This is a genomic window from Deltaproteobacteria bacterium (genome assembly GCA_019309045.1).
Lineage (GTDB): Bacteria > Desulfobacterota > Syntrophobacteria > BM002 > BM002 > JAFDGZ01.
The window spans coordinates 1-2928 of the sequence record JAFDGZ010000187.1; the positions used below are offsets into that span (position 1 = coordinate 1).

Annotated in this window: 4 protein-coding genes; all 4 read right to left on the reverse strand. The window is 57.3% G+C overall.

Features of this window, described 5'->3' with window-relative positions:
* Nucleotides 1-358: 358 nt before the first annotated feature.
* Nucleotides 359-1012 carry a prepilin-type N-terminal cleavage/methylation domain-containing protein gene (locus JRI89_17550; GenBank protein MBW2073037.1) on the reverse strand — a complete coding sequence of 218 codons (654 nt, stop codon included), beginning with the start codon at nt 1010-1012 and terminating at the stop codon, nt 359-361.
* Entirely contained in the window at nt 1009-1380 is a 372-nt protein-coding gene (locus JRI89_17555; protein ID MBW2073038.1) for a prepilin-type N-terminal cleavage/methylation domain-containing protein, read from the reverse strand. Before JRI89_17555 ends, JRI89_17550 begins: the two co-directional genes overlap by 4 nt.
* A gap of 426 nt (nt 1381-1806) precedes the next feature.
* The gene (locus JRI89_17560; GenBank protein MBW2073039.1) at nt 1807-2349 is read right to left on the reverse strand and encodes a GspH/FimT family pseudopilin; all 543 of its coding nucleotides are present in this window, start codon (nt 2347-2349) and stop codon (nt 1807-1809) included.
* A 368-nt stretch (nt 2350-2717) separates the two neighbouring features.
* On the reverse strand, nt 2718-2928 hold a 211-nt coding region (locus JRI89_17565), incomplete at its 5' end, for a type II secretion system protein GspG (protein MBW2073040.1).

Genomic DNA, 2928 nt, shown 5'->3' on the forward strand with positions numbered 1-2928 from the left:
TTTCAATAACCACCGTCACCAGAACGGTAATCATGAGCAGAGCAAGTATAAGTGCTGCCCCACCCTGGGGATCCCGCCACCACCTGCGCAACACTCTTGCCATCATTTCAAAACTTTCCAAGGTCAGAAAGTCAAATTATAGGACATTTGGCTCATGACGCAGGGCATTCGACAAATATTGCGCGATGCGCTGTCACTAACTCCATGCCCAACGCCTAATGCCTAATGCCTAATGCCCTGACAAAAGGCGCAGGGCATTCGACAAATATTGCGCAGAGCGCCCTCCCAACCCAACGCCCAACGCCTAACGCCTAATGCCTTTCGCCTAATGCCCTTGGCTCCGCCTAATGCCCTTGGCTCATCTCACCCCCAGCGCCACCTTCAGGACGAAAGGGCGCCCGGTTGCCGCCATAGCCAACCGTATCTCCACCAGTTTGGGCAGCACAACCCTGCCGCCATATTGCCTGGTGTCCCACTCCGAGTGCACCAGGTCATCTCTATCAATAAAATTGAAGGTGACACTCTTCACCTCATCAGCAAGCTCCAGGCTGGTCTGAGCCTCCTCCCCCTGCAAATCCACCAGGGGCACTTCCTGCCGCACAATCCTGTAGAGTTTCTCCTGCTCGGGCTGCTTTTCGAGCACATACCTGATGGTATTGATGCTCAGATTTGGGAAGCGAGCATCGAAACCAAGATGCGAAGTGGAGGAAAATTCCAGAACCACTCCGCCGTCAGAGTCGGCCTCCACATTGCTGCCCACGAACTGGTAGGCCGATTCGGTGCCCGCAGCTCCACCCGGCGGCAGGTAGAGGCATGCCAGATCATCCTTCATCTGCAGGAGAACCAGGCGGGCAACCTGCTCCACATCTCTGCCCCTTTCCACCAGGTCGGCGGTCTCCAGGGTCTGGCTGTAGGCTCCATAAAGGCTGGTAAACACCACTGCCAGAATGGCCAGGGCCACCACGATCTCCAGCAGAGTAAAACCGGCGCTGCAGCACTGTTGACGGCTCATGATCCTGGCACCACCTCCTCCAGCTCGACCACGGTTGCCTCTTCCCTGCTCTTGACTGTGACCACCACCCGGTAGAGACCCTCCACTGAGATGGGTTCTGTATCTATCTCCCAGGAAAAGTCCGCATACTCGTCGCCAAAATCTCCCTGATAGTCATTCCACTGTTCCACGCCAGCTGCCTCCACTTCAGCCAGCTTGCTGGCGGCCAGCAGCGTTGCCGTGGTGCCCCTCTGCGAAGCCCCCAGCACATCCAGGCTCTGGGCGCTGCTCTTGAGAATGGCCACCAGAGCAATAGCCAGAATAGCCACAGCCACCATCACCTCCAGCAAAGTGAAGCCGGCCGTCTTGCAACTCCGTGTGGACATCATTCAGCTCCTGGTGGGGGTATCAGGTGTCAGGCGCAGGGTGCACGGCCCAGGGTAGATCCAGCGCTTCGCGCCTGCTTCACACCCTGATAACCTATAACTGATAACTGACAACTCCGGCGTAGCCGGCCGCCCTGCGCCATGTGCCCTATAACAAAACGAGCGAGCGCCAAGCGAGCGATCGAACAAATCCCGCGGAGCGGGATGATCGAACAAGTGAACCGTGAGCTCGTCGAACGGTAACGATCGAACAAGCGCAGCGATCGAACGCTTATTCCTCCCAGCCTTCAAACCGGTAAAGATCTCATTAATCAGGTCGTGGCTAGCCTGTCCCGCCGCCGGGAAAAGCCTCTCCTACGAACTCGTTTTTGAGACCTGATAACTGATAACCGATAACCCGGCGGAGCCGCAGGCGCAGCCGACCGCCTCCTACCCTTCCACCCTCACATAGCCATCCAGAATGACCAGTCTGCCGTTGAAAGCCTTGATGCGCAGTGTTCTCACTTTATTGCCGCTGCCCTCGATGTGCAACACCGCAGGTTCGGCCAACCCCTTGGGATTGAAGTGGATAGTCACCTGGCCAGCAGTCCTGGTGTCCTGTCCAGGAATCTCTACATCCACAAATCTGACGCCGCTTTCCAGGCTTCTCTTCCTGGTGTGGCCTGCATCCGCATTGCCAGTGCCTGCCGCCAGCCAGTAACTGTTGTTGTCCAGGTCCACAACCAGCTTCCAGGGACGTCCCTCCACCATGGCCTGGCTGCGGGCGTACGATACAGCTCCAGCAAGTCTCCTGGCACTGGTCTGCAGACTGTTCCGGAAAATAAGAGATGAGGCTTCGGGCAGAACGAGTCCCAGGGCAATGGTGAGTATCAGCAGGACAACTGTCAGTTCAATAAGGGTGAAACCAGCACAACAATCTCTGTGTTGAATCATAAAGGCACCGATGGACCAGGTGGTCAGGTTATCAGCCATTAGGCACACGGATATTGGCGCAAGGCTCAGGGCACAGGGCACAAGGCAAAGATGGCGCAAGGCGCTGCACCTTACCCTGATAACCGATAACCCCGGCGCAGCCAGCGGCTGTCAGTCCAACTACATCATGCCGCCAATCACACCCCGTGAATCGAAATCAAGACCGGCCAACGCAGTCTGAAGCCTGCGCCTACCAACATATTGCCGTGATACCTGCCAATAACCGATAACCCGGCGGAGCCGCAGGCGCAGCCGACCGCTCCTAGCCTCCTCTTGTCACGGCGTAGCCACAGGCGAAGCCGGAAGCCTCCCAGCCTCCCAGCCTCCTAGCTTCCCAGCCTCCTAGCCTCCCAGCCTCCCAGCCCCGCTCACTCAATTTCCCAACTGCGCACGTCCGCATCCTTGCCTTCGCCGCCCTCCTCACCGTCGGCGCCATACGAAATAATGTCGAAGTCTCCGTGTTCGCCCGGGCTGAGATAAACATATTCATTGCCCCAGGGATCCTTGGGAACTTTAGGAATGTAGCCCTTTTCTGGGTAATGCTGCGGCATCTTGCCTATGGAGGGCTTTTCCACCAGG

What these genes read in the sequence shown, in the direction of transcription:
- JRI89_17550 (MBW2073037.1), bottom strand. Translation starts at nt 1,012, where the DNA reads ATGAGCCGTCAACAGTGCTGCAGCGCCGGTTTTACTCTGCTGGAGATC.
- JRI89_17555 (MBW2073038.1), bottom strand. Translation starts at nt 1,380, where the DNA reads ATGATGTCCACACGGAGTTGCAAGACGGCCGGCTTCACTTTGCTGGAG.
- JRI89_17560 (MBW2073039.1), bottom strand. Translation starts at nt 2,349, where the DNA reads ATGGCTGATAACCTGACCACCTGGTCCATCGGTGCCTTTATGATTCAA.